Origin of the sequence: Rufibacter ruber, assembly GCF_001647275.1 — a bacterium.
Classification (GTDB): Bacteria; Bacteroidota; Bacteroidia; order Cytophagales; family Hymenobacteraceae; genus Nibribacter; species Nibribacter ruber_C.
The window spans coordinates 16,680-41,127 of sequence record NZ_LRMM01000044.1 but is presented as its reverse complement, the minus strand read 5'-3'; the positions used below and the strand labels follow the sequence as shown (position 1 = coordinate 41,127).

The following is a 24,448-nucleotide window of genomic DNA, read 5'->3' as shown; positions in this document are numbered from 1 at the left end:
GTTGTTTCATCTTTTCCGGTAAGCGCTCACGGCCGCGGGGCCCCGTCCTGGCGGTGAGCACTGCTGTTAAAACTAGGCCCTCCGGCCTTGCCGCTGAAGCGGCACCGTATTAACAGAGGCGCTCACCGCCAGGACTGGTTTCGGTTCCCCTCCTGATCAGCCTTATTTGCTCTCTCTGTTTCAGTAGGTAACTACTGCTGATCCGCTAGCCTGAGGCGAGCCCGTGCTGCGCACATCAGTCAGGGGCAGAAGTGCTAATTAACCCAGGTGCCACTGGCAGAAGTGTTGATTGTTCATTGCTGCTTGTTTGCTTACTTATTGCTGCTTGTTTGCCGCTTTCTCTGGTTCAAGTTTCCAACTTGGACCTACAATGGCGGAAGCTTTCAGCTTCCATGAGGCGGCAGCCTCACATTACTTCTGCTTCTTCTGCCCTCTATGGCGCGGAAGTTACTTCCGTGCCTTCTAACGCTACCTGATACTCACGCTTGCGCGAACCTCCAGGCTCGTGCCTACAGCTGATGGGTGTTCTCAGCCTGCCCTCGCGGCACGGCGGCGAAACCAGGCATTGCTGCTTCATTCGTGCTGATTTGCCTAAAGAAAAAAGGAAGGACTCAGGACTCAGAACTCAGAACTCACTCCAATACTCCCCCTTGGAAGGGGGCGAAGGGGGGTGTTTACACAGGAGAGCACGTATTGCTGAGGTACGGTCACACGGCACTTGCCCCACGCATGCCGGACAACTTCTCTCCCGGGAGGGGTTAGGGGTGGGCTTTACGCATGGCTGATCTCCCCGTGGCTCCCGGCGAGTCTGGAGAATCGCCCCATTCCTTGACACGAGACTCCAGTCTCGCGTCAGTTCCTTCTCCCAACCACCTGCCCTTAACTATTCATCAGGCCCACAGATAACGTTGTTAACAGGTGACCCAATCCTGTAAGTCAAAGTTCATCCTGAAAATCCTGCTTCCCGTTTCTGACCTACTTTTTCCAAAACAACGCCAAACCAGCAGCAACTAACCCTAAATTGATGTGGAGAAAAGAACACTTTATTGATTCTTCCGTTATATTCAAACATTACTATATACCTCTTCAAAGATGGAAGCCGAAAGAGACAAAACCCTCTGGAAGATTGCGAAGAAGCGGGTGGCGTTCAAGCGCCATGTATCTTCGTACCTGGTTGTGAACGCGTTTCTGTGGGCGCTGTGGTATTTCAACAGCACGTACCAGAGCCACTACAGCGGCCTGCCCTGGCCGGCGTGGGTAACGTTGGGCTGGGGAACGGCCTTGGCGTTCAGTTACTATGATGCCTACCACGCCAGACATGATGCCGCCGCCGCCCGGGAATACGAGAAGTTAACCCGCAAGAAGAATTCTTAGAACCTAACCAATAATTTGGTAGTTTTGCTAGTAGACCAAAACTAGCTAAACCATGCCTAAATTTAGATCTGGCGTTCTGCACGGAGACGAAGTGCAGGAATTATTCAAGTACGCTAACGAGAACAACTTCGCGCTTCCGGCCGTGAACGTGATTGGCACCAACTCCATCAACGCGGTGTTGGAAACAGCCAAGGCGGTGAACTCTCCTGTCATCATTCAGTTTTCCCAGGGCGGAGCCCAATTCTATGCAGGCAAGAGCCTGAACAATGACGGCCAGGCGGCCGCTATTGCCGGCGCTATCTCTGGTGCCCACCACGTACACCAGATGGCAGAGGCCTACGGGGTGCCGGTGATTCTGCACACTGACCACGCCGCCAAGAAACTCCTCCCCTGGATTGACGGTCTGCTAGACGCCGGTGAGAAGTTCCACGCGCAGCACGGCAAGCCCCTGTTCAGTTCGCACATGCTGGATCTGTCTGAGGAGCCCATTGAGGAAAACATTGAGATCTCTGCCAAGTACCTGGCGCGCATGGCCAAACTGGGCATGACCGTTGAGATTGAACTTGGCGTGACCGGCGGTGAGGAAGACGGTGTTGACAACTCTGATGTAGACAGCGCGCACCTGTACACCCAGCCTGAGCACGTGGCCTACGCCTATGAAGAATTAGGCAAAGTAAGCCATCGTTTCACCGTGGCCGCGGCCTTTGGCAATGTGCACGGCGTGTACAAGCCCGGTAACGTAGAGCTTCGCCCTGAGATTTTGAAAAACTCCCAGGACTATATCCAGCAGAAATTCGGTACGGGCCCTAACCCGGTGAACTTCGTGTTCCACGGCGGTTCTGGCTCTGAGAAAGAGAAAATCACCGAGGCCATTGAGTACGGTGCCATCAAGATGAACATTGACACTGACATGCAATGGGCCTTCTGGGACGGCGTACGCGGCTATTACGAGAAGAAGAAAGACTACCTGCAGGGTCAGATCGGGAACCCAGACGGCGAAGACAGCCCTAACAAAAAGCACTACGACCCCCGCGTATGGTTGCGCGCCGGCGAAGAAACCTTTGTGGCCCGCCTGAAAGAAGCCTTTGAAGACCTGAACTGCCTAAACCGCAACGCGGAATAATGTACTAATTGATTAATGTGCAAATGTGCTCTCCCAGCACATTTGTCTAACAGAAAGCCGACTCGCAAGAGTTGGCTTTCTTGTTTTCAGCCTGTTTTCCCAAAAACAGGCTGAAAACAAGAAAGCGGTGTTCCTACTCCCTCTGGGAGAAGGTTAGGAGGAGGGCAATGCAGTTGAAGCTGCAGTTGGCGCAGACACTCGCAGGTCTGGAAGACACTGCGAGGTTTGGAGCAGGCGCACTTCGCCTACTTCAAGTTTGAGCGTAGCGGTAACTTGGAGTAGAAATGACAGCCAGTTTTCAACTGGCGGAAGTTGGAGAAGTTGATTAATCTGTGAATGAAATTCGTCAGTTGAAAACTGACACCATGTGCAGCCACAAGTTACCGCTGCGCTCAAACTTGCGGCAGAAAAGAAAAGCGTTTTCAGCCTGATTTCTGAAAACCAGGCCGAAAACGCGTTTCTCAGATTAATCTTCCGCAGCGCGGAAACAGACTAGTTACCAGTCAGACCCGGCGCCGCCGCCGCCAAAGCTCCCGCCGCCAAAACCACCGAAGCCACCGCCTCCTCCCCCAAAACCGCCCCCGCCGCCAAAAATGCCGCGGCCGCCGGAGAAATCCCCGAAGATGACAGGCGGGAAGAACGGGCCGCCCAGGGTGCGGGAACTGCGTCTTCCGCCGCGGCCGCCACCGCCTCTGCGGCTAATGATGAAGATAAGGATCATGACACCAATGATGACCCAGAGAATAGAGAACCCGCCTTCCCCCTCGCCCTGCCGGTCACGCGGGTCGGCTTTGTATTCGCCGCTGGCCACGTCAATGATGAAGCTGGTGCCTTTGTCCAGACCTGCGTAGTAGCGGCCTTGCTGGTACTCGGGCTTGATGGTGTACTCGGTGATGCGTTTGGCAATGGCGTCTGGCACCACGCCTTCCATGCCGTAGCCGGTGGCAATGAACACTTTGCGCTCCTGTACGGCCGTGATGATGAGAATACCGTTGTTTTTGCCTTTCTGCCCTATACCCCATTGTTCGGCCAGCCGAAAGGCATAGTCAGAAATATCATAAGGCCCAATGGAGGTGATGTTGACAATGGCAATCTGGGTAGAGGTGCTGTCATTGTAATTGACCAGTTTCTGCTCCAGCGCCTGTTCTTCCTCTGGTGAGAGAATGTTGGCCAGGTCATTGACCAGCCTTGGCGGGTTGGGCCTGGGCGGAAAATCCTGCGCCCATGCGGTAACCGCCCATAGCCACAGCAAGCCCAGAAGTAAGGTGGTTTTTCTCATGTGGTTGGTTCCTTGCCCATGTCTCTCCCAAAGGAGATGTCATCAGACAGTTCATTGATGTCTTTGTGGTCACCGGCGTACGGGAAGTAACTTTTGAGCTGGTCTCCGGCCATTTGAATGCCTTTGCTCAGGCCTTCGGCGTACTTGCCTTGCTTGAAATCAGCAATGACCACTTTATTGATCTCTTCCCAGAAGTTCTTAGGCACCACGGCGTTGATGCCGGCGTCACCGAGCACGGCAAACTTGTGGCTTTTCATGGCCACGTAAAACAGCACGCCGTTGCGCAGTTTGGTCTGGTGCATGTGCAGGTAGGCAAAAACCTGGGCGGCGCGGTCCAGCATGTGGCCCTCGCAGGTTTCTTCAATGTGCACCCGTATCTCGCCAGAGGTGTTGCGTTCCGCCTCCTGAATGGCCTGCACAATCACGGCCTCATCGGCCTCGGTTATAACGTCGCGGGGCATGTTTGGAGAGTTCTGAGTCTTGAGTTATGAATTCTGAGTCAAGGGGAATTTCTGTTTTCGGTGTTTTAGCTAAAACAGCCCGAAAACAGAAACCATCGTCTTGCTACGTAATACGTGCTACTTGCTACGCATTAGAACTGTACGGTAGGCGCTTTCTGGGCACCGGCATCTGCCTCAAAGTAGCCTTTCTTCTCAAAGTCAAACCAGCCGGCGTAGATGTTGCGCGGGAACGACCTGATGTAGGTGTTGTACTCCTGCACCACGGTGTTGAATTTGTTGCGCTCCACAGAGATGCGGTTCTCTGTGCCTTCCAGCTGGGCCTGCAGCTCCAGAAAGTTCTGGTTGGCTTTCAGGTCTGGGTAGGCTTCAACGGTGGCCAAAAGGCGCGAAAGCGAGCCGCTCAACTGGCCCTGCGCCGCCTGAAACTTCTGGATGTTCTCTGGGGTGAGCTGGTCGGCGTTCAAGTTTACGCTGGTGGCCTGGGCGCGGGCTTCCATCACTTGGGTGAGGGTTTCCTTCTCAAAGTTGGCGGCGCCTTTCACGGTGTTCACCAGGTTGGGCACCAGGTCAGCGCGGCGTTGGTAGGCGTTCTGCACCTGGCCCCATTGGCCAGACACCTGCTCGTCCAGTTCTACCATGGTGTTATAGCCGCAGGAAGTCTGGGAGGCCAGTACCAGCAAGCCGAAGAAGTAAAGCAATACTTTTCTCATAGTGGGTTTATAGTTTCAGAAGTAGTTAAGGTACACAAATATATTCAGAAATGTATACAGCTTTGCTTCTTACGTGTTTGCCGCAAAAAATATGCGTTTCTGGCCTGTTTTCAGAAAAACAGGCCAGAAACGGGAGTGCAGTGGTTCTATGTTTCTGCCAAACCAGATGCGCACAGTATCTGATTGTCCCCTTTGAAGGGGTAGGGGAATGATTGCTCGTGCAGAGGTACACATGCTGAGTCGCGCATTCCTATGTGGTCTGCATGGCATAGGTTGTACACGCCCTGGCACGCAGCAATGTCCATGTCCACGCTCTGGGCATCGGCTGCGCCGAAGATCAAAAAGAGGACCAGCACCAGACCAGCCCGCTTCAGGGGTTGGCAGCATTGGGAGAAGCAGCACATGGACAGGGAGAAACTCATCTAAGAACCGGCAATGGTGATGCTTGCCAAGGGCCACTCTTCTGGCGTTCTATGACAGAATTGCCAGAACGTGAAAAAATCACATCGCAGCCCATCTATAGGCAGTTTCAAGAACCCTAAACAGCTCAGTTATAATATATTCAACTGTGATGGTAATGGCGGTTTTAGTGCTGCCGGGAAAAGGTGGCAACATCCCGATTTTAAAATGCCGCCATTTCTGTTTTCGGCCTGTTTCTCAAAAAACAGGCGAAAACAGAAATCATGAACTTGCGGAGCGCCTCTATTTAAAAAAGCACCGCTTCTTTTTCTATTTGTTGGCAAAAGCAAAGCCATGCTCAGAAAAAGCAGTTTCAGCAGTATCAAGAAGTAGATGCAAGGGGCATCTGTTCTATACTTTGGCCAACCCAGACTATCTGCTAAATATGCTCTAAGGCTAACAATCTGTGGCGTACCAGGAGACATGCCCCAATAACGCCAGATTCCTCACCTAAATTTGACACTTTTAACTGCGTGTCATTGTTTACCAAACTCAAGGAGTATTTATTAATGGCGCTCTTGATAGGGAGCAGAATGTATTCTTCTGTTGAAGAGAGGCTTCCTCCTAAAATCACCAGTTCTGGGTTGAAAATGTTAATGAGCAGGGCAATTCCTCTGCCTATTTTCTCACCAACTTTAGCAATCAGTTCAATGGCCAGCACGTCATCATTCTGGGCGGCCTCTATAATGTCTTCCAGTTTTAGATCTTCTGGCTTAAAGCCTTCCCGTGCAATAAGGGTGGTGGCGCCAGCCTGAATTCTCTCTTTAAACATTTCAATAAGCGCCCACCCTGATCCTTCGGTTTCCAGACACCCTTTTTTGCCGCACTTGCAAATAATCTCGTTCTGGAACAGGGGCATGTGGCCAAATTCACCAGAATAGCCTGATTTGCCATAATAAAGCTGGCCATTGATCATGACCCCCATGCCTAGACCGTAATCCAGGTTCAAAAAGAGCACGTCTTTTTCATTGTTCACTACGCCAGAGCAGAACTCGCCGTAGGCCATGGCCCGGGAGTCGTTTTCCAGAAAGACTTTGATGCCCACCTGTGACTCTATGACTTGGCTTAACGGGTCTTCATAGAAGTGGAAAAAGCTGTAGCTGTAGCCTTTAGAATAGTTGATCCGCCCTGTAAGGTTAATGCCAATGCCTAAAATCTTTTCTTTAGGGATTGGGAGCTTTTTTATAAAGTCATTGATGATCTGGCAAAGCTCCTGCAGAGATTCCTCATTGTTGCTAAGGCGGTAGGCGTACTTCTCAATGCTGCTGACCAGGTTCTTCTGGAAATCAGTAAGACCAATATTGATATGGTTTCTTTTCACATCAATCCCTAAAAAGAAGCCAGAATCTGGGGCAAGGCCATAGACATTGGGCTTTCTGCCGCCGGTAGAGTCTATTTTGCCGTGGTCGCGTACCAGACCATCCTGTATCAGGTCCCCAAGCAGGCTGGTGATCTTGGGTATGCTTAGATTTAGCTCCTTCCCCAGTTCTGCAATGGTGGCATTACCGGTGTTCGCAAAGTAAGAGATAACCTTCTTCTTGAGGTTTACATTTTTGTATGCCACCCCAGTAGGACTATTGCTGTTAATTTCCTCAAAGAAAGTTTTTGTCATATTAGATAATATAGTGGATAGATCATATTATATAAGAATGCTACTTTTTAGCTCTTCAAAAAGGAAGCAGCAGAACCAAGAGATAATATTAATAATTTCTCCCCAGCTTTTCCTTGGTTTTTATCAACACCGTAAAAAAACGGCCACTTAATAAAGAATTTTAATAAGTTATTTTAGGTTAATAATTTTTATTACTACTTTAGAGGAGAAATAAAAATGCATCATGTTTTCAAACAGGTTAACCATACTTCTAGCATCGTTACTGTGCTTTCTGGGCTCCCCAGCAGCCTTTGCTCAGGTTAAAACAGATTTATTGATCATTGGTGGGGGTGCCAGTGGCACAACCGCGGGAGTGCAGGCCGCCAGAATGGGGTCCAAAGTTCTTATTGTGGAGGAAACCGAGTGGCTGGGCGGCATGCTGACGGCCGCAGGGGTAGCCGCCATTGATGGCAACCACCAGATGCCGTCTGGGTTATGGGGGGAGTTCCGGCAGAAACTGTACAACTATTATGGCGGCCCGGCGGCGGTAGAGACAGGATGGGTAAGTAATACCCTGTTTGAGCCCAGCATAGGGAACAGAATGCTTAAAGAGTTGGCCAATGAGAAGAACCTTACCATCTGGTACAACACCACCTGGCAAGATGTGAAGAAAAAAGGGGCGGGGTGGACGGTTACCGTGAAAAACGGTAAGAAAACCCGTACCATAGAAGCGAAATTAATCATTGACGCCACAGAGTTGGGTGATGTGATGGCCAAAGCCGGTGCCAAATATGACATTGGCATGGACAGCAGGCAGGAGACCGGTGAGGAGTTTGCCCCGGAGCAGGCCAATGACATCATTCAAGACATGACGTATGTAGTGGTTTTGAAAGAATACCCTAAGGGCGTAGACAAGACCATTAAGAAACCGGCGGGGTACAACCCTAAAGAATTTGACTGCGCCTGTGACGTGTCTGACCCCGCCGCTGACGGCGGCCCCAACAACAACTGCCTCCAGATGATGGGCTACGGCAAGCTGCCCAATGGCAAGTACATGATCAACTGGCCTAAATGCGGGAATGATATTTACCTGAATATTATTGAGAAAACACCTGCAGAGCGGGCAGAGGCTTTAAAAGAAGCCAAGCTGCACACCTTGCGCTTTGTGTATTATCTGCAGACAGAGCTCGGGTTCAGGAATTTTGGCATAGCCCAAGATGAGTTCCCTACCAAAGATGATTTCCCTATGATTCCGTACCACCGTGAGTCTAGGAGGGTAAAAGGCTTGGCGCAATTCGCCCTGCAGCATGTCGCAAAGCCCTATGACCAGAAAGAGGCGTATTACCGTACTGGCATAGCCGTTGGGGATTATACCATTGACCACCATCACCTCAAGAACCCCAATGCCCCCGCCATTGACTTTGTGAAAATCAAAGTGCCCTCTTACAATGTGCCCCTGGGTTCATTGATTCCGCAGGGGGTAGACGGTTTGATTGTAGCAGAGAAGAGCATTGGGGTGACCAACATAGTGAACGGGGCTACCCGTCTGCAGCCGGTAGTGCTGGGTATTGGCCAGGCGGCTGGCGCATTGGCGGCCGTGGCGCTAAAAAACAACGTGCAGCCTAAAGATGTGAACATACGCGAGGTGCAGCAGGCCCTGTTAGATTCTAAAGCCTACCTCATGCCGTACATTGACGTGAAGCCGCAGGATCCCCATTTTGCTGCCCTGCAACGCATAGGCGCCACCGGCATCTTAAAAGGAACCGGGCTGCCGTACAAATGGGCGAACCAAACGTGGTTCTATCCAGAGCGCCCCGTGAGCGAATACGAACTGGTATCTGGCCTTAAGCCTTATTATGAAGCCTTGAAAACCTTTCAGGCCTCAGGTGCCAATCTTACCCTCAAGTTTCTGGGCGAAATTCTGGGTACAGTGAATTCTGCTGTCACTTATGACAAAGTAGCCGCTGAATACGGTGCCTTGCAACTAAACAGAGCCGCATCACCTGAGCTTGAGTTAAACCGCCGCGAGGCTGCGTTGCTGGTAGACCGTCTCTTAAACCCATTTGCCGTGAAAATCAATTTTGACGGTCAACCTGTAGGGCAATAACTCTTTTATTAATCACCACAATCCTTTTCTCACGCCAAACTAACAAAATGATGGTAAACCCACCAGGAGGGGCAATTTGCAAGAAACTTCTTGTTGCTCTTATGCTTCACGTTTTTATAATATTCTGTGCGTCTGTGACCGTAATGGCGCAGAGTAGAACAGTGACAGGAGTCGTGACAGATGCCGCTAAAGTGCCTTTGCCTGGCGTCTCTGTCATTGTGAAAGGCACCACCAATGGTTCATCTACTGATGTGGAGGGCCGTTTCAATGTGCAAGTGACGGAGGCAAATCCAGTGCTGGTATTTAATTACATTGGCTATGAGTCACAGGAAGTGGCGGTACAGGGAAACAGCGCATTAACCATAGTGTTGAAAGACGCCGCCAAACAAATTGGCGAAGTAGTGGTGGTAGGGTACGGAACCCAAAAGAAGGTGAACCTGACCGGGTCAGTGTCTGTGGTGGAAGGACAGGAGTTGACCAAACGCCCCGTGGCCTCTACCGGTTTGGCCTTGCAGGGGATTGCCCCCGGGGTAAACGTGCAGCAGCAGTCCGGCTTGCCGGGCGGTGATTCCCCTACCATCCGGATCAGAGGGTTAGGTTCTATTGCCGCCGGCAGTAATCCATTGGTGCTGGTAGACAACGTGGAGATGAGCTTAGATGCCATTGACCCCAACAACATTGAAAGCATCTCTATTCTGAAAGACGCCGCCGCGGCGGCGGTATACGGTTCAAAAGCAGCAAACGGGGTAGTGCTTATTACTACCAAGCGGGGCAGCGCAAAGGGCATTAACGTGCAGTACAACATGTACGCCGGTTGGCAAAAAGCCACCAACATGCCAGACAAGGTGAACGCCCTGGACCACATGAAGTATTTTGACATTGCCCAGGTAAACGACGGCAACCGGCCTTCTTTCACAGATGCCATTGCCCGCTATGAGGCTACCGGACCAGACAATTTCTCTCTCTTCAATACAGACTGGGTAGACGAAGTGTTGTCTAATAACGGGGCTATGCAGAGCCATAACCTCATCCTAACTGGCGGCACAGACAAAATCAAGACCTTTGCCTCTGGTTCTTATCTTAACCAGAACGGACTTACCCAAAACACCAACTACAAAAGGATAGACTTCCGGTTCAATACCGACATGGAACTGGCCAAAGGGTTGACGGCTTCCATGGACTTGGTCATGAACCGTGGTGACAGAACCTGGCCGGGAGATTCTTCCCCTGGGTTCCTCATCCGGCAGGCCATTGGTTTGCCCGCGTATGTGCCCGGCAGATTCAACACCGGTGAGTACGGTGCCGGCTGGGAAAACCGTAACCCCATTGCGCAGGCTGAGGCCTCAGGGTTCAATGACAAAATCACCAATTCCAGAATCATCAGCGGAACCTTGCGCTACACTCCTATTGAAGGCCTAGAGCTATTTGCCACTTACAGCATCAACAGAGCCAATGAGCGGAGCACCAACCTGATCAGACAATACCAGGTGTATGAGCCGGACTTGGTAAACAATGTGCTGAAACTGAAAACCCTCTATCCGCCTAACTCCTTTATCTCAGACATGTCTACAGATATTGGGCAAGACCTGTTCCGTACGCAGGCTACGTACAACAAGTCTTTCGGGAAACATAATCTTACCTTGCTGGGCGGTTTTAGCACAGAAGACAATATCTACAATTTCATCAACGGGTCCCGTGCCAATTTGCTGACGCCAGATCTACCGTACCTCAGCAGCGGCGACCCTGCCACACAGATAGCTTTGTCTGGTGGCAGACGCCAGACCATGGTGTCTCTCTACAGCCGCGTAGCCTATAACTATGACGAGAAATACCTGTTGGAGCTGAACGGCCGCTGGGACGCCTCTTCCAGATTCCAGGATGGCAACCGCTGGGGCATGTTCCCGTCTATCTCTGCCGGCTGGCGTGTTTCCCAGGAGAAGTTCTGGGAAGGCATCTCTAACGTAGTAAATGAGGCGAAAATCAGGGCTTCTTACGGTGCTTTGGGCAACCAGAACCTGGGGAACAGTACCTTTGGCTTTTATCCTACCTACCCTTCTTATGCCGCCGGCAATGCTTATAATTATTTCTTCAATAACTCCGTTAGCCCAGGGTATGTGCTGTTAGATACCCCCAACCGGGGCATTCTGTGGGAAACCTCCAAAATCTTTGACATAGGCGCTGACTTTGGGTTGCTGAACAACCAACTCACCATCACCGCTGACTATTTCAGCCGCGACATTGAGGACATGCTCCAGCGCATTCCTATTCCTAACTACGTAGGTGCGGCCGCCCCTTATGTGAATGCCGGTACCATGCGCAACACGGGTTGGGAACTGGGCGTGACCTGGAAAGATGATATCAAGGATTTCCACTACCAGATAACGGCTAACCTCTCAGACGTGAAAAACGAGGTGACCAACCTGAATGGGCAGGAGTACGTGACCGGAAACCTGATTGGCCGTGAGGGCTATTCCTACAATTCTTACTATGGCTATATCGCCGAAGGCCTGTTCCAGAGCCAGGATGAGGTAAACTCCTCTCCGCGTATTACCGGCAACAAACCCGGTGACGTGAAGTACCGCGATGTGAGCGGCCCTAACGGAATTCCAGACGGCGTGATTGACACCTATGACCGCGTAGTGTTGGGCAACTCTATGCCACGGTATGAGTACAGCGCCAACTTTGCCGCCCAGTACAAAGGTTTTGACGCCACCGTTTTCTTTCAGGGCATAGGCAAGCGTGACAACTACATGTCTGGTACCGGCGTGCAGCCGTTCTACTCCGGTGGCTTCCAGGGTACCATGTATGAGTTCCAGAAAGACTTCTGGACGCCTGAGAACACCGGGGCCGCTTACCCACAGCTGAGCATAAAGAATGTGTCTGACAATCCTAACTACCGGCCTTCGTCTTACTGGATCAAGTCTGGCGCTTACCTGCGGTTGAAAAACGTGGTACTGGGCTACACGTTGCCACAGACACTGACCAAAAAAGTAAAAATCAGCTCCTGGAGATTCTACGCCAGTGCCCAGAACCTCTTCACCTGGGACAACTTCTACCCAGGTTTTGACCCGGAGATCAACGACAATACCGGTGATTTCTACCCCATCATGAAAACATTCACCTTCGGGATGAACATCAAATTCTAAGGACTAAGAAGATGAAGAAAAAGGTTTTATATATAGCGAGTTTGTGCCTGTCCATGTCTTTGCTGCCTGCCTGCAATGATTTTCTGGACCAGGTACCATTAGATACCCCCACCACGGCCACCTTCCTGCAGACAGAGGTAGAGATGAACGCCGGCCTCACCGGGGCATATAGTTCCATCAGGTGGGAGAGCGCCACTGTTCCGTTCCAGGTATTCTTTGACCACTGGACCGACATTGGGGTGGAGCGTAACCAGGGCAATGCCGCCGGGGTGTTTGATGTGAACAACGGTTCCGTGTCCAGTTTATGGAATTTCGCCTATACCACCATACAAAGAACCAACAACCTAATTGCCGGCATGGAAGCAGGCAAGGGCAATGTGCCGGAAGCAACCTATAACAGAATTCAGGCCGAGGCCCGGGTGCTGAGAGCATTCGCCTATTACCACCTGGTGTTCATGTACGGAGACGTGCCTTTGATCACCAAGCCACTTGCACCGGAGGAATTCTATACCCAGACCCGCACACCCAAGGCCGAGGTGGTGAGCTTTCTCTACAAAGAACTGGAGGAGGCAGCCCCAGCCCTGAATTGGGCGACCCAAGAAAGAGGCAGGCTCAACAAAGCCGTGGCCTATGGCCTCAAAGCCAGAATTGCGCTTTACAACAAAGACTACGAGACGGCTGCCGCCAGTGCTCAGTTAGTGATGGCAAATGCCGGATTAGATCTCAACCCCAAGTTCCAGGATCTGTTTACTACGGCGGGGCAGAAAGCTAATGTGAACAAGGAGATCATGTTTGAGCTCCTCTACTCAGATGCGTACACCAATTCCATTACCTATGTGCCGTTGGGCCACGGGTCCAGAAGCTTGGGCGGGCAGTCAGGCCGTTTCCCTACCCAGCGGTTGGTAGACATGTTTGAAGGCAAAGACGGCAAACGGATAGACGAGTCACAGGTGTATGATTCTTCCAAACCGCGTCTTAACCGAGACAAGCGCCTGAAATACACGGTGGTCATGAACGGTGATACCATCACAGAGAACAAGCAAACCGCCGTTTTCAACATTTACAGTGACAAAACCAATTTCCTGGAAAACGGGGCCTGGGTGACTAGAACCAACGGTGACTTCTCTAACGCGTTTGGGCCGGTGAAAAACGGGGTTGGGTACCTGTGGGCCAAATACAGCTTCTCAGATGAAACCCTCTTCACCTCCAAGGTAAGCTGGATCTTTATGCGCTACGCCGAGATTCTGCTCACCTACGCTGAGGCCAAAATTGAATTGGGCCAGATAGACAATACAGTCATTGACGCGCTCAATAAAGTGCGTGCCAGAGCTGGTCAGCCAAATGTGGATGCCTCTATTGCGGGCAACCAGCGGGAACTGCAGGAACTGGTGCGCCGGGAGCGTACCGTGGAACTGGCGTTAGAAGGGTTCCGGTGGTTTGACATCCGCCGCTGGCAGATCGCTGAGCTGGTGATGCCGGGGCCGGTGTACGGGGCCGCGCTGAACCCCGCCAACGTACCGGCCACGCCAAACTTCAAACTCACAGATAAGCACGACCTGAACAGCATTCCAGACTATACGGCTTCTGCGGCCCTGCGCTTCAAGCGGGACAACCGCCTCTTTGAGGCCAAGCATTACCTGTTGCCTATTCCGCAGCGCGAGCGTGACCTGAGCAAAACCCTCAGCCAAAACACCGGCTGGAATTAATCAAATTCCTGTTTTTGCTCTTTTTCATGAAAAGAAGGCCAAAAACAGGAAATAACAGTTGAAGCGTCTTTGCACGCTTCCTGGTAGTACTCTGTTTTAAATTTCGCTTACATGAAAAAAATATTTGTACCGGTGATTGGGGCTGCTTTGATGGCTTCCCTGAGCATGTGCTCCAAACCACAGTCAGCCACTCCCGCCGCCCCCTCGGCGCAAGCCAATCCCAACCCCATGGCCAACGCCAAAGGCCGCAACCTGCTGTACTTTGACGCCACTGCCAACTTCAAGCGGTTCTCTTACCAGGACTCAGTGAAGTATTACCTGGCCAAGTCAAAAGACGCCGGCGTGACCGATGTGATTGTAGACGTAAAACCCATCTCAGGCGAGGTGCTGTACCCCAGCCAGATTGCACCCGTGATGAACGAGTGGGCGGGTTTCACCAAAACCGAAAAATTTGATCTGCTCACCGCTTTCATTGAAGAAGCGCACAAACTGGGCATGACAGTACACGCGTCTACCAACATCTTTGTGGCGGGCCACAACCACTTCAGCCGCGGACCGGTGTTCACAGACCCGGCCAAGAAAAACTGGCAGTCATTGAATTACACGGCTGAGGGTATGAAACCCATCAGCACCCTCAAGCACAAATACTCGGCCATGGTGAACCCGGCTTTGCCTGAGGTGCAGAAATACGAGCTTTCCATCCTGAAAGAACTGGTGAGCAAATACCCCAAACTGGACGGGGTGGTGCTGGACCGCGTGCGCTATGACGGCATTGAGGCAGATTTCTCAGACGCTTCCAGAAAGCTGTTTGAGAAATACATCGGCAAAGCTGTGACCAACTTCCCGGCAGACATTTACACGTACTCCAAAGACGCCAAAACCAAAGACGGCAAGCCCGAACGCGTTCCTGGCCCGCTGTACAAGCAGTGGATTGAGTGGCGTGCCAAGGTGATCCATGACTTCATCTACGAGGCCCGCGCCGAGCTTAAGAAAATCAACCCCAAACTCATCTTCGGGGATTACACCGGCTCCTGGTACCCTACTTATTATGAAGTGGGCGTGAACTGGGCCAGCAAGGAGTATGACCCGTCTCAGACCTACAGCTGGGCCACGCCTAACTACAAGAACTTCGGCTACGCCGAGGCGCTGGACCTGTACACCACCGGCAGCTACTACTTTGAGGTAGCCAAGTCTGAAGCCAAGAATATTGACGTGAACACTGTGAACCGCACCGAGGCGGGTCAGGGCAAAGGCAAAGAAGACTGGTACACCGTGGAAGGTTCCGCCGAAATGGCCATGAAGATCACCAAAGGCAAAGTGCCGGTGTACGCCGGTGTGTACGTGGACCAATACATTGGGCACCCTGAGCAGTTTGTGAAAGCCTTGAAAATGTGCCGCGCCAAATCTGACGGGGCCATGGTCTTTGACATTGTGCACGTGATCAATGAAGGCTGGTGGGCTGAGCTGAAACGCGGTTTAAAAGAATAGTAAAAAGTCTGTTTTTGCCCTGTTTTTTGGAAAACAGGGCAAAAAGAGCAAGAAGTGCTTCGGCATTCTTGTCCTGATTATCATTCCTGCTTGAAGCTTCTGGTCAACAGCGGGCGTTCACCACACATGGCGTTATTGTTAGCCAGGGCCGGGCAGGGTGATAATTAGAAATACGGGAGGAGATGCTCCTGTCAATATTTTGAAATAAGTAGTATACCAGACCCAAGACACACGCCTTAAACACCATTCGCTATGGCTCTACTTGCCACTCCAACCCTTAAACCAAAACCATTTGCTGAAGCTCCCGCTGCTGTGGGAAAGCCTACGGCTGCACGGGCGTTGGGCATAGATGCGCTGCGGGGTTTGGCTATTATTGGCATGGTGTTCTCCGGGGTGTTTCCGCATGAGGCGCCGTGGCCAGGCTGGATGTTCCATGCGCAGGTGGGTCCGCCCAATTTTACTTATACCCCAGAGGTGCCCGGCATTACGTGGGTAGACCTGGTGTTTCCGTTTTTCCTGTTTTCCATGGGGGCGGCGTTCCCGCTGGCCATGGGCAAGAAACTGGAGCAGGGGCAATGGGCTGAGGTGCTCTTGAACGTGTTCAAGCGCGGGGCGCTGCTGCTGTTCTTTGCGGTGGTGATCCGGCATTTGAGCTGGTTCGGGCTGCAAGGGCCGGGCTGGGTGAACCAACTCACGTCGCTGCTCACCTTCGGGTGTTTTTTCCTGGTGTTCATGCGGTTCCCTAAGTTGGGCAGCGGCCAAGCAACAGGATTGAAAATAGCAGGCTTTGCCCTGATTGCCGCGTTACTGGGCGCGCACCTGATGTTCACTGACTTTACCTTTGACAAAAGCCGCAACGACATCATTATTGTGGTGCTGGCCAACATGGCGGTGTTCGGGTCCATCATCTGGATTATCACCCGCCACAACCTGCTGCTGCGCATGGGCGCGCTGGCGTTTTTTGCCGCCATTAGGCTCACACATGACCTGGAAGGCAGTTGGACTAGCGTGATCTGGGACTTTCACCCTTCTGTGAAGTGGATGTACCAGTTCATGTTCCTGAAATACCTCTGCATTGTGCTGCCCGGCTCGGTGCTGGGTGATCTGCTGGTGAAATACCGCAGCACAGATGCTTCTGCCGGAGCGGGTGTTTCCAGAGGTTGGCTGGGGTTGGTTTGCTTCGCGTTGCTGGTAACTAACCTGTACGGCCTGTACACCCGCCAGATAGGCCTCACGCTGGCCCTGGATGCCGCGTTGTGCGCGGCGGGGCTGTGGCTCCTGCGCAAACCACTTACAGTGCAGGAGCAGCTGTTCCAGAAACTCTTTGGCTGGGGCATATTCTTCCTATTCCTGGGCCTCGCGTTTGAACCCTATGAGGGCGGCATCAAGAAAGACCCGTCTTCTTACAGCTTCTGGTTTCTAACCAGCGGCCTTGGGTTTTCGGCGTACATTCTCTGCGAACTGCTTTCGCAGAAACTCTCCCAAAACCTGCTCTGGAAATCCATTATCCAGTCGGGCCAGAACCCCATGGTGGCGTACGTGGCCGCGGGTTTCCTGGTGTCTCCGCTGCTGGCGCTCACGCACCTCTCTGTCGGGCTGGAGGCCCTGCGCGAAACCAATGTGTACCTGGGTGTGGTGAAAACTTTTGTGATTACCGGCGCCGTGGTGGCCGTCACAGCTTTTACCACCCGCAAAGGCTGGTTCTGGCGCACCTAATTATCCTTGAGAACTGACAAACGAAACTAACAAACTGCCCAATAATTAAATTAGAATGAATTTAAGTGTACTAGATATTGCCATCATCTTTGCCTACATCGTGGGCATCTTGGGCATTGGGTTCTACATCTCCAAAAGGGCTTCTAAAGATATGCAGAGCTACTTTTTGGGGGGCAATACTATGAAATGGTACTACCTGGGGCTGAGCAATGCCTCGGGTATGTTTGACGTGTCTGGCACTATGTGGACGGTGATGATTCTGTTTGTCTACGGCCTCAAAAGCGCCTGGATTCCGTGGCTCTGGCCGGTCTGGAACCAGGTGTTCGTGTTTGTGTTCCTGGCCATCTGGATGCGCCGCTCCAAAGTAATGACCGGCGCGCAGTGGATAACCTTCCGTTTTGGTGACGGCAAAGGAGCCAAGCTTTCACACATCATCATTGTGGCCTTTGCCGTGATTAGCGTACTTGGGTTTATCGCCTACTTTTTTGAAGGGATAGGCAAACTGTGCACCACCATTTTGCCCTGGGACATGAGCTTCTACCTGGGTGACTGGTTTGTGTCTTCGGAGCGTTCGTATGCCTTGATCATCTGCGCTATTACCACCCTCTACACCGTGAAAGGCGGCATGTACAGCGTGGTGGCCACTGAGATTCTGCAGTTCATCATCATGACCATCTCGTGCTTTGTGATTGGGTACGTGGCCTATACCTCGGTAAGCGCCGAGCAAATCAACGCGGCCATCCCGGCGGGCTGGAAAGACCTGACCTTTGGCTGGAACCTGAACCTGGATTGGAGCAATACACCGTTCCCGGCGGTGAACCAAAAGCTGGAAACCGATGGCTTTGACCTCTTCGGGCTGCTGTTCATGATGATGCTGTTCAAGGGAATCTTCGCGTCTATTGCTGGTCCGGTGCCGTCTTATGACATGCAGCGCGTGCTTTCGGCGCGCACGCCGTCTGAGGCCGCCAAGATGAGCTTCACCACCATCTGGGTGATGTACATTCCGCGGTACCTCATGATTGCCGGGTTTGCAGTGCTGGCGCTGGTGTACCTGGTGCCTGAACTCAACGGCATGGGCGCGAACATGGACTTTGAGAAAATCTTGCCGTTCGCTATCAACAAGTTTGTGCCAGACGGGTTCAGAGGCTTGCTTTTGGCTGGTCTGCTGGCGGCGTTCATGGGCACGTTCTCGGCCTTCGTAAACTCAGCCCCGGCCTACATTGTGAACGACATCTACCGCAAATACATCAATGACAAAGCCTCAGATAAGAAGTACGTGCGCCTGAGCATCATCTCGTCTATTGTGCTGGTGATGGTGGGCATTGTGTTCGGGTTCAATGCGGGCTCTTTGAATAAACTCACGCTTTGGATTACCTCGGCCCTGTACGGCGGCTACGTGGCGGCTAACCTGCTCAAGTGGGTGTGGTGGCGCTTCACCGGCTACGGCTATTTCTATGGCATGCTGTTCGGACTCATTGCTTCAACCATCAAGCTGTTCGTGTTCCCTGAGATTGTAGACATCTATGTGTTCCCCATCATTCTGCTGTTCTCTCTGATTGGCTGTTTGCTGGGTACGTACCTGGCGCCGCTGCCTAACCGCGAGGCTGTGAAAAACTACTACCGCGAGACCCGCCCGTGGGGCTTCTGGGGACCTATCAAGCGCGAAGTCATGGCCGAGGACCCCACGTTTGTGCCTAACAAAGACGGCGGCCGTGATGCCCTCAACATAGTGGTGGGCATTGTGTGGCAGATGTCACAGGTATTGATTCCTATCTACTTCATGATTAGGGAGAATTACTATGCCGCCGCCTGGACCGTGGTGCTGGTGATCACCAGCGTGATTCTGAAGAAGAACTGGTGGGACAAGCTCAAAGATGCCGATGAAGTACCGGCGGCACCTCAGCCTGTGAAAGAAAAGCTGGTAAAAATAGGGTAACGACATGGCTAGAAAGGTATTCTATCTTCTTATGCTGCTGGGGGTGCTCTTTGCTGTGGAGGCGTTTGCCCAGGCACCTGCCAAAATTGACAGCAGCTACGCCAACAGCCATTACCGCATGCGCCTGGATTTCTTTCGGCAAATGCCGAACCATAAGAAGGAGATTGTCTTTCTGGGCAACTCCATCACCGAGGCGGGGGAGTGGCAGGAGCTGGTGCCGTGCAAACCGGTGGTGAACCGGGGCATTAGCGGGGACGTGACCTGGGGCGTGCTGGCCCGGCTAGACGAGGTGCTGGCCTCCAAACCCGCCAAGGTGTTCCTGCTCATTGGCGTGAATGACCTCAAACGTGGCATAGACCCAGCCATGATTGCGCAAAACCACCGCCGCATTTTGCAGCGCATCAAAGCAGAATCGCCTAAAACCAGGGTGTACCTGCAAAGCGTGCTGCCGGTGAATGAAAGCCTGTTGAGCACCGCCTACCAGCATGTGACGCTGGCGCGCATCTCGGCCTTAAATCAAGAGCTGAAGAGGCTGGCCGAGCAGCTGCAGGTTCCGTTCCTGGACCTTCACCCGGCCCTGACCGATGCACAGGGGCAACTGGACAAGGAGTTGACCACAGACGGCATTCACCTCAAGCTGGTGGCGTACATCAAGTGGGTGAACCAGCTGAAACTGGCGAAAGCCCTGTAATTCCGTTTTCGGGCTGTTTTTCATAAAACAGCGAAACGGAATTTGGCACTTCCTCCCGGTTATGCCGTGAAGCCCGAGTGAAAGAAAAAGATGGACTGCGTTTTTGACCTGTTTTTCAGAAAACAGGCTAAAAACAGAAACAGAGAAAAATGAGACAACCAATGGTTCGGTTAAAACAAATACTTAAAGCCGGGTTAGGTGCCCTTTGCTGCTCGCTTGCCCTGAACGGTTTTGCCCAAACCACCAGGATTGACAGCAATTACGTGAACCCGCACTATGAGCTGCGCATGAAAGAATTCAGCGCGCAGCCCATTCCCAAGAACGCCATTGTGTTTCTGGGCAACAGCATCACGGCGCGGGGCAAGTGGGCGGAGTTGCTGCCGGGCGTGCCGGTGGCCAACCGCGGCATTGGCGGCGACATCACGCACGGTGTTCTGGCAAGGCTGGATGACATTTTAGCGGCCAAACCCAGGAAGATTTTCCTGCTCATCGGCATCAATGATTTGTCGCGCCGCATTCCGGAGGCCATCATTTTGCAGAACTATGAACGGCTGGTACGGCGCGTGAAACAACAGTCGCCTAAGACCAAGCTGTACGTGCAGAGCGTGCTGCCGCTGCTGGATGACATGCTCAAGCCAGATTACCTGAAAAACCTGAACCCGGCGGTGACCAGCCTGAACACGCAGCTCCAGGCCTTCGCTAAAAAGCACAAACTCACTTACATTAACCTGCACCCAATCTTCGCAGATGCCAGCGGCCAGCTCAAGAAAGAGTACTCGCTGGATGGCATCCACGTCACAGACGCGGCCTACCCCATGTGGGTGCAGTACCTGAAAGAAAAAAAATACCTGTAACCCAAATTGAAAACATAGGGGAACGCCTTGGCCGTTACCCCACTTTGAATACACACGCATGAAGATTACCGGAACCTTTATAGACGAAATCTCCCACGACATCCCGCACCAGAACTGGGGCCGCGAAGAGTGGGACCGCGATTTCGGGTACATGAAAGCCGTGGGCATTGACACGGTCATCATGATCAGGAGCGGCTACCGCCGATTTATAACTTATCCGTCTGCCTATCTGCAGCAGAACTTCGGGTGCTATGAGCCGCCGGTAGACCTGGTGCAGATGTACCTGGAACTGGCCGAGAAACACGGCTTGAAATTCTACTTCGGGTTGTATGACAGCGGCCATTACTGGGATACCGGTAACCTGCAGTCTGAGATTGACGCCAACCGCTACGTCATTGACGAAGTCTGGAAACAGTATGGCCATTTCAAGAGCTTCGGGGGTTGGTACCTGAGCATGGAAATCAGCCGCAAGACCAAAGGCGCCACGGAGGCTTTCAGAACACTGGGCCAGCAGTGCAAAGACGTGAGTGGCGGGCTGCCCACGTTCATCTCGCCCTGGATAGATGGCAAAAAAGCCGTGATGGCGGCTACCTCGCAACTCTCCAAAGAAGACGCGGTCTCACTGCGCCAGCACGAGGAGGAGTGGAGCGAGATCTTCTCTGGTCTACATGGATCAGTAGACGCGGTGGCTTTCCAGGACGGGCACATTGACTACCATGAGTTGGAAGATTTCTTCGCCGTGAACAAGAAAATGGCCGACCAGTTTGGCCTGCAGTGCTGGACCAACGCTGAGAGCTTTGACCGTGACATGCCCATCAAGTTCCTGCCCATCAAGTTTGAGAAGCTGCGCCTGAAGTTGGAGGCCGCCCGCAAAGCCGGGTATGACAAGGCCATCACGTTTGAGTTTTCACATTTCATGAGTCCCCAGAGCGCGTATTTGCAGGCGGGCCACCTTTACAACAGATACAAAGAGTACTTACAGAGCTTACGCTAATTATAGATTTTATGAATCACTATTCTACGCTGTACAAGCAGGAGTTATTGGAGAATGTCATCCCCTTCTGGATGAAGCATTCTAAGGATGAGCAACACGGCGGATTTTTCACCTGCTTAGACCAATTCGGGAACGTATTTGATACAGATAAATTCATCTGGCTACAGGGCCGCGAAACCTGGATGTTCTCCATGCTCTATGACAAGGTGGAGCAGCGCCCCGAGTGGCTGGACATGGCCGTACACGGCGCCGAATTCCTCAAGAAACACGGCCGTGACGCCGAAGGCAATTTCTATTTCTCCCTGAACCAGCAGGGCCAGCCGCTGGTGCAGCCGTACAACATCTTCTCAGACTGTTTTGCCGCCATGGGCTTTGGGGCGCTCTACAAAATCAAGCCCGAAGACGAATACGCTGACATTGCGAAGAAAACCTTCCAGAACATTCTGGACCGCCGCCAGAACCCCAAAGGCAAATACAGCAAAGCGTACCCCGGCACCCGGAACCTACGCAACTTCTCGCTGCCCATGATTCTGAGCAACCTGTCTTTGGAGATGGAGCACCTGCTGGACAAGAGCCTCATTGAGACACTTAGCCAGGAGATCATCCATGAGGTGATGAACGTGTTCTACCATGAAGAAAGCGGCCTTATTCTGGAGAACGTGTCGCCAGACGGTTCGTTTGCCGACTGTTTTGAGGGCCGTGTCATCAACCCCGGGCACATCATTGAGGCCATGTGGTTCATCATGGACCTGGCGGTGCGCCAGGGAGACAAAGCCCTGGTGAACCGCACCGTGGAGATTGCCCTCAACGCCCTGGACTACGGCTGGGACAACGAGTTTGGCGGTCTGCTGTACTTCAAAGACATCAAAGGGTATCCGCCGCAGCAGCTGGAGTGGGACCAGAAACTCTGGTGGCCGCACGTAGAGGCGCTGGTGTGCATGGCCAAAGCCTACGCCGTGACCGGCGATGAGCGTTGCCAGAAATGGTTTGACAAACTGCATGACTACACCTGGAGCAACTTCAGAGATGAGCAGTACGGCGAGTGGTTCGGCTACCTGAACCGCCGCAATGAGGTATTGCTGCCGCTCAAAGGCGGCAAGTGGAAAGGCTGTTTCCATATTCCGCGCGGCCTGTACCAGGTGTACAAGACGCTGGAGAATGTGCCTGCGCAGCCAGAGATTGTATTAGCCCGTTAACACTCTTTTGCCTTCGCCTGCTTGGGTAACCGGGCAGGCGATGCTATTCTTACTTTCTGTTTTCGCTGTTTTTCCAAAAACAGGCCGAAAACAGCCCTCATGCTTCGCCCACGCTAAACAAACAAAGCCAATGATTTCATTTTTTGTTGCCGTGGTGGTTCTGGTAGTAGGCTATCTGGTGTACTCTAAAGTAGTGGAGCGCATCTTTGTGATAGACCCTAACCGGCCTACCCCTGCTATTTCTATGCAAGACGGGGTAGACTATGTGCCGCTGCCGCGCTGGAAGATTTTCCTCATTCAGTTCCTGAACATAGCCGGGTTGGGGCCCATCTTCGGGGCGGTGGCCGGGGCCATGTGGGGGCCGTCTGCCTTCCTCTGGATTGTGCTGGGCTCTATCTTCGCCGGAGGCGTGCATGATTATTTCTCCGGAATGCTGTCTCTGCGGCACGGCGGGGAGAGCATCACCGAGACCACCGGCCGGTACCTGGGCAACGGCATGAAACAGTTCATGCGCGTGTTCACCATCATTCTCATGATCATGCTGGGCGCTGTGTTCATCATGGGGCCCGCCAAGATCCTGAACGACATCTCCGGAAACGCCGGCGGCGGCGTGACCATGTGGGTCTGGATTATTTTTGGGTATTATTTCCTGTCTACCATTTTGCCCATTGACAAACTCATTGGCAAACTGTACCCGCTGTTTGGGGTGGCCATGCTGTTTATGGCGGTGGGCATCTCCCTGGTCATGTTCAAAGACGGGCTGCACGTGCCCGAGGTCACCTGGGATAGTCTGTACAACCAACACACCAGCCCCGACAAGTTTCCGCTGTTTCCCATGCTGTTTGTGACGGTGGCCTGCGGAGCCATTTCGGGGTTCCATGCGTCACAAAGCCCTATGATGGCGCGGTGCATGACCAATGAGAAACAGGGCCGCAGTATTTTCTACGGTGCCATGATCACTGAGGGCGTGGTAGCCTTGATCTGGGCGGCCATCAGTATGAGTTTCTTTGGCGGCGTACGTGAATTGAACGAGGTCATGACCCAGCAGAACGGAAACGCGGCCTGGGTAGTGAGCCAAATCTCCAACTCACTGCTGGGCAAAGTGGGCGGTATTCTGGCCTTATTAGGGGTGGTGGCTGCGCCGATCACCTCCGGCGACACCGCCTTTAGAAGTGCCCGCCTCATTGTGGCAGATTTCCTGAAGTCTGACCAGGGGCCGTTCAAAAACCGAATCTTCATCTGCATTCCCCTTTTTGCCGCCGGCTACGCTCTTACCCTCATTGATTTTGGGGTGGTGTGGCGTTATTTCGCCTGGACAAACCAGTCTCTGGCCACGGTGGTGCTGTGGGTAGTGACGGCGTACCTCATCAGGGAGAAGAAACAGTACTGGATTTCACTGGTGCCGGCGGTGTTCATGACGGCGGTGGCTACGTCCTATATTTTGGTGGCCCCCGAAGGATTCCAGCTGCCAGTGGAGATTTCTTATGCGGTGGGCATTGGTGCGGCGGTGGTGCTGCTAGGGTTCACTTTGCTGCACGTGTCCCGCGTGAAGAACAGTCCAACCACCGTGGAACTGGTGAAATAGTCCCAGTATGACAGGGAGGACAATGTCTGTTT

The 24,448-nt window shown here is 52.6% G+C and carries 18 protein-coding genes; 14 read left to right on the top strand and 4 right to left on the bottom strand.

Annotated elements, in window-relative coordinates:
- The first annotated feature begins 1,092 nt into the window (after window positions 1–1,092).
- On the top strand, window positions 1,093–1,374 hold the full coding sequence (locus tag A8O25_RS15265; protein ID WP_066836422.1) for a 2TM domain-containing protein: 282 nt from the start codon (window positions 1,093–1,095) through the stop codon (window positions 1,372–1,374).
- A 52-nt stretch (window positions 1,375–1,426) separates the two neighbouring features.
- Window positions 1,427–2,497: a class II fructose-bisphosphate aldolase gene (gene fbaA / locus A8O25_RS15260; RefSeq protein WP_066836418.1), complete on the top strand. Its 1,071-nt coding sequence runs from the start codon at window positions 1,427–1,429 to the stop codon at window positions 2,495–2,497.
- Window positions 2,498–2,993: 496 nt separating this feature from the next.
- Here fbaA and A8O25_RS15255 read toward each other — a convergent pair whose 3' ends face one another.
- From A8O25_RS15255 to A8O25_RS15245, 3 genes are all read right to left on the bottom strand, one after another.
- Window positions 2,994–3,776: a TPM domain-containing protein gene (locus A8O25_RS15255; protein ID WP_066836416.1), complete on the bottom strand. Its 783-nt coding sequence runs from the start codon at window positions 3,774–3,776 to the stop codon at window positions 2,994–2,996.
- Window positions 3,773–4,237 carry a TPM domain-containing protein gene (locus A8O25_RS15250; RefSeq protein ID WP_066836414.1) on the bottom strand — a complete coding sequence of 155 codons (465 nt, stop codon included), beginning with the start codon at window positions 4,235–4,237 and terminating at the stop codon, window positions 3,773–3,775. Before A8O25_RS15250 ends, A8O25_RS15255 begins: the two co-directional genes overlap by 4 nt.
- Window positions 4,238–4,368: 131 nt before the next feature.
- Entirely contained in the window at window positions 4,369–4,947 is a 579-nt protein-coding gene (locus A8O25_RS15245) for a LemA family protein (protein ID WP_066836412.1), read from the bottom strand.
- Window positions 4,948–5,515: 568 nt separating this feature from the next.
- Between A8O25_RS15245 and A8O25_RS23010 the strand changes: the two genes are divergently transcribed.
- Window positions 5,516–5,800, top strand: a complete 285-nt coding sequence (locus tag A8O25_RS23010) for a hypothetical protein (RefSeq protein ID WP_153042771.1) — start codon at window positions 5,516–5,518, stop codon at window positions 5,798–5,800.
- On the opposite strand, the gene A8O25_RS15240 is transcribed toward A8O25_RS23010, so the two are convergent.
- Window positions 5,786–7,018 carry an ROK family transcriptional regulator gene (locus A8O25_RS15240; protein ID WP_066836410.1) on the bottom strand — a complete coding sequence of 411 codons (1,233 nt, stop codon included), beginning with the start codon at window positions 7,016–7,018 and terminating at the stop codon, window positions 5,786–5,788. The two genes, A8O25_RS23010 and A8O25_RS15240, sit on opposite strands and share 15 nt — an antisense overlap.
- A 223-nt stretch (window positions 7,019–7,241) precedes the next feature.
- On the opposite strand from A8O25_RS15240, the gene A8O25_RS15235 reads away from it, so the two are divergent.
- The 11 genes from A8O25_RS15235 (at window position 7,242) to A8O25_RS15185 (ending at window position 24,416) form a co-directional block, all read left to right on the top strand.
- On the top strand, window positions 7,242–9,104 hold the full coding sequence (locus A8O25_RS15235; RefSeq protein WP_066836406.1) for an FAD-dependent oxidoreductase: 1,863 nt from the start codon (window positions 7,242–7,244) through the stop codon (window positions 9,102–9,104).
- A gap of 143 nt (window positions 9,105–9,247) precedes the next feature.
- Entirely contained in the window at window positions 9,248–12,250 is a 3,003-nt protein-coding gene (locus A8O25_RS15230; RefSeq protein WP_161947763.1) for a SusC/RagA family TonB-linked outer membrane protein, read from the top strand.
- 11 nt (window positions 12,251–12,261) lie between these two features.
- Window positions 12,262–13,956, top strand: a complete 1,695-nt coding sequence (locus tag A8O25_RS15225; RefSeq protein ID WP_066836402.1) for a RagB/SusD family nutrient uptake outer membrane protein — start codon at window positions 12,262–12,264, stop codon at window positions 13,954–13,956.
- A gap of 111 nt (window positions 13,957–14,067) precedes the next feature.
- A complete protein-coding gene (locus A8O25_RS15220; protein WP_082893683.1) occupies window positions 14,068–15,444 on the top strand; it encodes an alpha amylase family protein in 1,377 nt (458 codons plus the stop codon).
- A gap of 312 nt (window positions 15,445–15,756) precedes the next feature.
- Window positions 15,757–17,160 carry a DUF5009 domain-containing protein gene (locus tag A8O25_RS15215; RefSeq protein WP_161947762.1) on the top strand — a complete coding sequence of 468 codons (1,404 nt, stop codon included), beginning with the start codon at window positions 15,757–15,759 and terminating at the stop codon, window positions 17,158–17,160.
- Window positions 17,161–17,215: 55 nt separating this feature from the next.
- Window positions 17,216–19,096 carry a sodium:solute symporter family protein gene (locus A8O25_RS15210; RefSeq protein ID WP_066836401.1) on the top strand — a complete coding sequence of 627 codons (1,881 nt, stop codon included), beginning with the start codon at window positions 17,216–17,218 and terminating at the stop codon, window positions 19,094–19,096.
- Between the two features lie 4 nt (window positions 19,097–19,100).
- Window positions 19,101–19,787, top strand: a complete 687-nt coding sequence (locus tag A8O25_RS15205) for a GDSL-type esterase/lipase family protein (RefSeq protein ID WP_066836399.1) — start codon at window positions 19,101–19,103, stop codon at window positions 19,785–19,787.
- A gap of 149 nt (window positions 19,788–19,936) precedes the next feature.
- A complete protein-coding gene (locus tag A8O25_RS15200; protein ID WP_206598697.1) occupies window positions 19,937–20,641 on the top strand; it encodes a GDSL-type esterase/lipase family protein in 705 nt (234 codons plus the stop codon).
- Window positions 20,642–20,699: 58 nt separating this feature from the next.
- Window positions 20,700–21,635, top strand: a complete 936-nt coding sequence (locus A8O25_RS15195) for a DUF4434 domain-containing protein (RefSeq protein WP_066836393.1) — start codon at window positions 20,700–20,702, stop codon at window positions 21,633–21,635.
- A gap of 11 nt (window positions 21,636–21,646) precedes the next feature.
- Window positions 21,647–22,831, top strand: a complete 1,185-nt coding sequence (locus tag A8O25_RS15190; protein ID WP_066836392.1) for a n-acyl-d-glucosamine 2-epimerase — start codon at window positions 21,647–21,649, stop codon at window positions 22,829–22,831.
- Window positions 22,832–22,961: 130 nt separating this feature from the next.
- The gene (locus A8O25_RS15185) at window positions 22,962–24,416 is read left to right on the top strand and encodes a carbon starvation CstA family protein (protein ID WP_066836391.1); all 1,455 of its coding nucleotides are present in this window, start codon (window positions 22,962–22,964) and stop codon (window positions 24,414–24,416) included.
- The last annotated feature ends 32 nt before the right edge of the window (window positions 24,417–24,448 follow it).

Excerpts from the sequence above, each read along its gene's own strand:
- A8O25_RS15265 (WP_066836422.1), top strand. The coding sequence starts at position 1,093 with ATGGAAGCCGAAAGAGACAAAACCCTCTGGAAGATTGCGAAGAAGCGG.
- fbaA (WP_066836418.1), top strand. The coding sequence starts at position 1,427 with ATGCCTAAATTTAGATCTGGCGTTCTGCACGGAGACGAAGTGCAGGAA.
- A8O25_RS15255 (WP_066836416.1), bottom strand. The coding sequence starts at position 3,776 with ATGAGAAAAACCACCTTACTTCTGGGCTTGCTGTGGCTATGGGCGGTT.
- A8O25_RS15250 (WP_066836414.1), bottom strand. The coding sequence starts at position 4,237 with ATGCCCCGCGACGTTATAACCGAGGCCGATGAGGCCGTGATTGTGCAG.
- A8O25_RS15245 (WP_066836412.1), bottom strand. The coding sequence starts at position 4,947 with ATGAGAAAAGTATTGCTTTACTTCTTCGGCTTGCTGGTACTGGCCTCC.
- A8O25_RS15240 (WP_066836410.1), bottom strand. The coding sequence starts at position 7,018 with ATGACAAAAACTTTCTTTGAGGAAATTAACAGCAATAGTCCTACTGGG.
- A8O25_RS15235 (WP_066836406.1), top strand. The coding sequence starts at position 7,242 with ATGTTTTCAAACAGGTTAACCATACTTCTAGCATCGTTACTGTGCTTT.
- A8O25_RS15230 (WP_161947763.1), top strand. The coding sequence starts at position 9,248 with ATGGCGCAGAGTAGAACAGTGACAGGAGTCGTGACAGATGCCGCTAAA.
- A8O25_RS15225 (WP_066836402.1), top strand. The coding sequence starts at position 12,262 with ATGAAGAAAAAGGTTTTATATATAGCGAGTTTGTGCCTGTCCATGTCT.
- A8O25_RS15220 (WP_082893683.1), top strand. The coding sequence starts at position 14,068 with ATGAAAAAAATATTTGTACCGGTGATTGGGGCTGCTTTGATGGCTTCC.
- A8O25_RS15210 (WP_066836401.1), top strand. The coding sequence starts at position 17,216 with ATGAATTTAAGTGTACTAGATATTGCCATCATCTTTGCCTACATCGTG.
- A8O25_RS15205 (WP_066836399.1), top strand. The coding sequence starts at position 19,101 with ATGGCTAGAAAGGTATTCTATCTTCTTATGCTGCTGGGGGTGCTCTTT.
- A8O25_RS15200 (WP_206598697.1), top strand. The coding sequence starts at position 19,937 with ATGAGACAACCAATGGTTCGGTTAAAACAAATACTTAAAGCCGGGTTA.
- A8O25_RS15195 (WP_066836393.1), top strand. The coding sequence starts at position 20,700 with ATGAAGATTACCGGAACCTTTATAGACGAAATCTCCCACGACATCCCG.
- A8O25_RS15190 (WP_066836392.1), top strand. The coding sequence starts at position 21,647 with ATGAATCACTATTCTACGCTGTACAAGCAGGAGTTATTGGAGAATGTC.
- A8O25_RS15185 (WP_066836391.1), top strand. The coding sequence starts at position 22,962 with ATGATTTCATTTTTTGTTGCCGTGGTGGTTCTGGTAGTAGGCTATCTG.